The sequence below is a fragment of the Mesorhizobium sp. WSM4829 genome (assembly GCF_055811475.1).
The window spans coordinates 1-5,123 of the sequence record NZ_JBVVQJ010000084.1 but is presented as its reverse complement, the minus strand read 5'-3'; the positions used below and the strand labels follow the sequence as shown (position 1 = coordinate 5,123).

The 5,123-nt window shown below is 64.3% G+C and carries 5 protein-coding genes and 2 pseudogenes; 1 reads left to right on the top strand and 6 read right to left on the bottom strand.

Going from position 1 to position 5,123, the window contains the following annotated elements; genetic code table 11:
• Positions 1-989 precede the first annotated feature (989 nt).
• The 5 genes and pseudogenes from AC0L17_RS34045 to AC0L17_RS34025 form a co-directional block, all read right to left on the bottom strand.
• Positions 990-1,340, bottom strand: a complete 351-nt coding sequence (locus AC0L17_RS34045; RefSeq protein ID WP_473518928.1) for a hypothetical protein — start codon at positions 1,338-1,340, stop codon at positions 990-992.
• Between the two features lie 288 nt (positions 1,341-1,628).
• Positions 1,629-2,129 carry a hypothetical protein gene (locus tag AC0L17_RS34040; protein ID WP_473518927.1) on the bottom strand — a complete coding sequence of 167 codons (501 nt, stop codon included), beginning with the start codon at positions 2,127-2,129 and terminating at the stop codon, positions 1,629-1,631.
• A 66-nt stretch (positions 2,130-2,195) separates the two neighbouring features.
• The gene (locus AC0L17_RS34035; RefSeq protein WP_473518926.1) at positions 2,196-3,083 is read right to left on the bottom strand and encodes a hypothetical protein; all 888 of its coding nucleotides are present in this window, start codon (positions 3,081-3,083) and stop codon (positions 2,196-2,198) included.
• Positions 3,064-3,342, bottom strand: a complete 279-nt coding sequence (locus AC0L17_RS34030; RefSeq protein WP_473518925.1) for a hypothetical protein — start codon at positions 3,340-3,342, stop codon at positions 3,064-3,066. The genes AC0L17_RS34035 and AC0L17_RS34030 overlap by 20 nt, the downstream gene beginning before the upstream one ends.
• Before the next feature lie 79 nt (positions 3,343-3,421).
• A pseudogene (locus tag AC0L17_RS34025) lies at positions 3,422-3,839 on the bottom strand (DUF2958 domain-containing protein).
• Between AC0L17_RS34025 and AC0L17_RS34020 the strand changes: the two are divergent.
• Positions 3,826-3,972 (top strand): hypothetical protein, encoded by a 147-nt coding sequence (locus AC0L17_RS34020; RefSeq protein ID WP_473518924.1) that lies wholly within the window; start codon positions 3,826-3,828, stop codon positions 3,970-3,972. The pseudogene AC0L17_RS34025 and the gene AC0L17_RS34020 sit on opposite strands and share 14 nt — an antisense overlap.
• 78 nt (positions 3,973-4,050) lie before the next feature.
• On the opposite strand, the pseudogene AC0L17_RS34015 reads toward AC0L17_RS34020, so the two are convergent.
• Positions 4,051-5,012 (bottom strand): annotated as a pseudogene (locus tag AC0L17_RS34015) (ArdC family protein).
• Positions 5,013-5,123: the final 111 nt, after the last annotated feature.

Sequence of the window (5,123 nt, the reverse complement as noted above, 5' to 3'; positions counted from 1 at the left end):
TGCCTGGTGCCGATCACAACGCGCCAGGCATCTACACTGAGCGCAAACTCCTGGACTTCTTCGTTCGCAACATTCTCGATCAGACCCCACCCGACTGGAACGCTGAACGAACCGAGCTGCAAAAGAGCAAATCGTCACGATGATGGCTTCGGCTGCTTCTGCCTGTGGCAATCCTCGCGCCCGTTTTGTTGGCTGTGATCGAGGCGGCGAGCGAGCGGAGAACCGCTCCCACGAGGGCCTGCGCCGATTCCTGCGCCACGGGCCTTCGCAAGACGGAAACAGGAACGATTCCGACGCTCGACGGCCGCAAAGCGGGAATTAAGGACATGGCGCCCCGCCTCTGCCTGCCTCTTCGATGACGGCACGCTTCTATCTTGCATGCTTCGTTTTGCCTCCGCTCGCCAATCGCGGCTTTCCCCGGAAGCGGGACGGAAGCGGGGCGGGCGGCGAGTTGCGACCGGAAGGGCCGCCGTCCAGGCGGACCGCATCCGAAGGACCGGAACGAAGAGAAGGACCCGAAGCGAGAGCGAAGGGTTGCGGTTCGACTCAGAGCCTCGTGGGTGGCGATGATATCTTTCACGCTTGGGCCGAGCGGGACGCTCCGGCCGACCTTGGGGATGGCTCGTATCTCTTGAATCATCTTTTCAGCGAGTCAGAATGTGGATGCGTCTTCGGTCAGTCCGCTGGCCGGCGGTCAGCGCATCATTTCGGTGACTAACCTCGACGAGGCGACGAGGCGGGCCGCCGGACGCACATCACCTCAAGTCAGCGACCCACACGCGACGCATGGCCAAAACCCAACCTCGCCCTGATCCGGAATGCTTGCCGCCAGGGCCTTGGCGATCTGCCGAGCCCTAGATGACCGGCACGAGTATAGGCGAGCCCTTGCGTATCGGGGGCGTTCGGCTTGATGCTCTCAGCCGAGCCGAACCCTACCGCGGCGCAGACTCGGTAGTCGGCCCTGAACAACGGCTAAGGTGTTGACATTGTTAATATTGCGGACCCGGGAAGACGAGTGGAAGCATCCGATTTCGCCGTTTTCGGCTGGAGTGCTTGCAGGCACCAGGCAAGCCAAAGCGCGAGTGAGGATCAGGCGCAGATTTTGGCCGCGGCGACGAGCAGCGCATTGATCGCATCGCCAGCATGACCGAGGAGAGCGTACCATCGATCGACTGCTCGCAAACCGGGCTCGCACTGGTGATCGCCCATTCGTCCCGATTGAACAACCGGCGGATTTTCAGCTCTTCCTTGTTCTTTTGTAGGTCCCGGGCGAGCACCTCCAGACGCTGCTGATAACGACGAACGTTGCCGCGAATGGCCGCTATCGCGTTGTCCCGCAAGACCGCTTAGGAGACAGGCCGCGCGATCGGTTGACACGATGCCCAAGCGGCGTCGCGGATATCGGGCTTGCGCAGGTTCAGACACCGTCGACCAGGGGCGGACGTGGCTATATCCGCGTTGCGCCTCGGCAAGCATCCCGGCGCGGCGCAGGGCTGGCGAAGGCGATGAGTTGGCGTCGGGATTTCGCGTGCGGTGCGCGCCGGAAAAGCCGCAAAGGTGCAGCCGGCATCGCCCGAGAGAGGTGCCAGGCGGCGGCACTCGAATTGCCTCCGCCTGGCTTGGCTGGTTCATTCGGCCATGCACAGCGGCTGAACTCTGGCCCATTGATCGGCGGTGCGGAAGCCGCCCCGGGTCGTGTAGCTTTCGGCGGGGAATTTCATCCAGCGCGGCAGCCATGCATCGATTTTCTCCCTGCTGTTCTCGCCGAACAGGAAGTCGCGGATGGTTGTCTTTTGCGTCTTCACCTTCTCGAAACACTGCCGTGGGCGACATGCTTGCCGCCGATATCGGCGAAGTATCAGATTGGCAATTTCCTTGTCGCGCAACAGGTCGAAGAGTGCGTCGTCGGCTTGCCAGCAAGCGGCCATATCGACATTCAGGTGATTGGCAAGCGCCTCGATGACGGCGCTGCCGGCTTCGACCGTCTCGGCCATGACGATGGCGAGAACGCGCAGGACATCGTCGTCGGACAGCGTCGACAGCCGGGCGAAGACGCGCGCTGTGGCAAAGGCATCGCCGTTGCCGCCGACGATCGCGCCAGCCTCCTCCGGTTGCCCCAGCAGCGCCAAAACCTCGCGCCGCCTTCGCAGAATACGGCTTCGGCCTTGCAGGCTGCGAGGCTTGCCGCCACCGCTTCATTGGCGGTACGCTGCGGCTCGCGGCGAACCTGCCACAGGCCCGAACCTGTGATGGGATGCGCCCCCATCAGGCGCAGCGCGACACCCGGACGGTCGAGCATGGCCGCGCGCACCGCGGCATGGCAATGCAGATCGACATGGTTCTGCATCGGCCCGGTGAGTTCCGGTCGCGACGGCTATGCGGGGGTTCTTCGTGCTCGCCGCCCTCGCCTTGCGGGCGGGCGCGGCGGGTATCCTTGCGCGACAGCCAGCCCTCGTGGCACTCGACCGCGCTGCGATGCGAGACTGATATGAAGACCTTGCCGCCCTTCTTCCTCGGCGTCTTTTCGTGGTCCCAAGACTGGAAAAACTGCCCCGGTTCCAGCACGGCCACGTCGGCCAGCCGGCTTCCAGATAGGCGTCGCGCTTGGCAGCGATCGCCTCGTTCTGCTTTTGCCAGAACAGGTCGGCGTCGGCGAAATAGCTGTCCTCGCCGAACAGATCGCAGACGATCAGGCCCGGATAATCCTCGACGGCAAACAGCGCCACCTCTGAGGAAATCGACTGGCCGCCGAACAGCCATTGTTTCAACTGGTCGCCGCGCGGCGCGTATCGCTCCGGATCGGCATAAAGCGCCAGCCAATCCTTCTGCTGCGCCTTGGAGGCCATGGTCAGATTGCGCGCCGTCTCGGCGTCGATTTCCTCGCGCCGATAGGCCTCGCGGATTTTCGGCAAGAGGTCGCCGAGCGCCAGAATGCGTTTGACCAAAAGCTCGGTGATGCCGAAAGTGGCGGCGATGTCGGCAACGCTGCAGGCCCCTTGATCAGCCGCGAAAACGTCTCCCGCTGCGACACCTCGCTGGGATCGAGCCGGGCGAAGTTTTCGATCAGCAGGCCTCGAGCGCATCGGCGTCGTCGCCCTCTTCCATGACGGCGCAGGGCAAGGCATCGCGCTCGTCGGCGAGCGACTTCGCGGCGAGATAGCGGCGCCGGCCGGCGACGATCTCGAAGCTATCCGGCTCGTTGTTGGGCCCGCACCAGAAGCGGCACAAGGACGCCGCGCGCGCGAACTGACGGCAGGATGTCCAACACGTCGGGCGCGCTGGAATGGCCCATGTTGAGCATGGAATGCTGAGCCGGTCGAAAGGAATGTGGGCAAGCTGCATGGTTCGTCTCCTTCGTTGGGGGTGGAATTGTCCCCGCCGCAAGGGCCGAAGGCCGGCGCGGCGGGGGCGGTTTTGCGCCTTATCGGCCCTCTTGCTCCGCCGTGTCGGGCGGAAGCTTGGAATGGGAATTGCCAAGTGCTTCCGCTGCCTGACGCAGCAGCCGCTCGGCTTCGGTGATGTGGCCGGCGCTGCACGCCGCTTGGGCGTAAACGGAGAGCGGAAAGCGCGCCTTGAACCAGAGGTCGCGCTCGATGCCGAGGCCAAGCCGGGCCTTGGCGCTTGCAAGCTCGGCAAGGCTGACGCTGCCGAGTTCCGGGAAGCCGAAGCCGAGGTCGCAAAGGCCGAACATTGTGTCGCCGTCGGCGTCGAGTTCGGTGAGAAGCCAGGTTGCTGGCACGGTCGGATCGAACAGTTTTACCACCGGGACATGGTCGGTCTCGATGTCAGTTGCGCCATTGGCGAGCAGCTGGGCGCAGTTCGTCGGTGATCAAGATCATGGGAAAACTCCTCTCAAATCAGGTCGAGTTGATTTCTGGCCGCGTCATCGAGCAGCCCGATATCGAGCGGCTTCTGCGCCGCGCGCGGCGCATCGGCGCGTGGGCCAAGGGGCGAGGCGGTCGCGCGTGGTGACCGGCCGGACACCGGGAATGAGCGTCTGCTCGCCTTGCGGCGTCGGTTCGGTGCGCAGGCTGTCGCGATCGCGCGCGCTCATGCCGCGATCTCGTCTTGTTGCGCGCCTTCGGTCTCGGCGTTAAAGCCAAGAAGAAAATCGGCGGCTTTGGAGGCAAGGCTGGCGGCGCGGAAGATGGCGCGATTTTCCTCGCGCAGCACCTTCAGCCGTGTGCCGATATAATCGGCATGGCGCACGGTCGGCTCGATGCCGAGCGTCGAGCAGACAAAGGCTGCGGCGATTTCGGCAACCAATTCCTCGCGCGCATAGGTCTTGGAACCGAAGGCGCCGGAGAGGTCGCGCGCCAGCCGCGCCGGGTGGCCGGTCCAGTGGCCAAGCTCGTGGAAGCAGGTGCGGTAATAGTCGATCTGCTGAAAGAATGCCGGCTGCGGCGGCACCTGAATGGTGTCACTGCCCGGCATGTAGAAAGCGGGATCGCCGCCGATGCGGAAATCCGCGCCGCTTCCTCGAATAAGCGCCTCGGCCTGTGGGATGATCTCGCGTTCGGGCAGCGGTTCGGCGTTGCCGTAAAGGTGCTCGGGCAGGCCGTTGCACTGCGCGACGTTGAAAACGGTGAAGCGCTTCAAATACGGCACCGTCTGCGGCTCGTCGCCGTCTGTTTTGGCGCGCTCCTTCTCGTTTTTGGGGACAAAGCGGTCGGCATGAACTACTGTTGTGCCGCGCTCGCCCTCCCTGACATTGCCGCCAAGAGCAAGCGCCTGCCGGAAGGTGAGCCAGTTCTGGCCGGGATAACTGCGCTCGATGACGGCGCCCCCAGGATCAGGATGTTGATGCCGGAATAGCGGCGCCCGGTGGCCGCATTCCGCGGCAGGCCGAGGTCGGCGTTTGCGCTGCCCCATGGCTTGACCCATGGCACGGTGCCGCGCTCCAGTTCGGCAATGATGCGGTCCGTGATCTCCTGATAAAGGCCAGCGCCCAGCCGCCCGCCCTTAGCCGCGCCAGCCTCTGCGCTGGCGCAACGCTTGTCGTTTGCACGCATTCCTTCGTCCTCCGCTAACCACTCGCCGCGCCTTTCCCCGGAAGATCCCATGGGCGGTGGAGGCAGCGCTCGATCCCGATCTCGCGTGCCTGCCCCCGTGAGTGGGGTGGG

Excerpts from the sequence above, each read along its gene's own strand:
- AC0L17_RS34035 (WP_473518926.1), bottom strand. The coding sequence starts at position 3,083 with ATGCGCTCGAGGCCTGCTGATCGAAAACTTCGCCCGGCTCGATCCCAG.
- AC0L17_RS34030 (WP_473518925.1), bottom strand. The coding sequence starts at position 3,342 with ATGCAGCTTGCCCACATTCCTTTCGACCGGCTCAGCATTCCATGCTCA.